The sequence below is a fragment of the Rhodococcus sp. P4_F3_2 genome (assembly GCF_056401335.1).
The window spans coordinates 1-379 of sequence record NZ_JBFUJN010000284.1 but is presented as its reverse complement, the minus strand read 5'-3'; the positions used below and the strand labels follow the sequence as shown (position 1 = coordinate 379).

Here is a 379-nt window from a genome sequence, read left to right as displayed (position 1 = left end):
GCTAGGAAGATAAAGACTAGACGTACTTCCTTTTCCAACTTTACTGCTTACTGTAATCCATCCACCTAGTAGTTTTGCAAATTCGTGGCAAATAGATAAACCAAGGCCTGTACCTCCATATTTACGAACTGTGGCCCCATCACCTTGTTGGAACGCTTCAAAAATAAGACCATGTTTCTCTTTTGGGATACCAATCCCTGTATCTGCGACTGAAACTTCCAACCAACAATCCGTATCAATTCTACGCATCATATTAGTGACATGTTTCTCATTTACTCGCTTAATATGAACTGTAACAGAACCAGCCTCTGTAAATTTAAATGCATTAGACAATAAATTCTTTATAATTTGTTGAAATCGCTTTTCATCAGTATGAAAG

The 379-nt window shown here is 37.2% G+C and carries 1 protein-coding gene; it reads right to left on the bottom strand.

The annotated features are described in order from the left end of the window. Positions 1-379 (bottom strand): ATP-binding protein (locus tag AC1DWA_RS33760; RefSeq protein ID WP_477917904.1); only part of this gene is annotated, 379 nt, incomplete at both ends.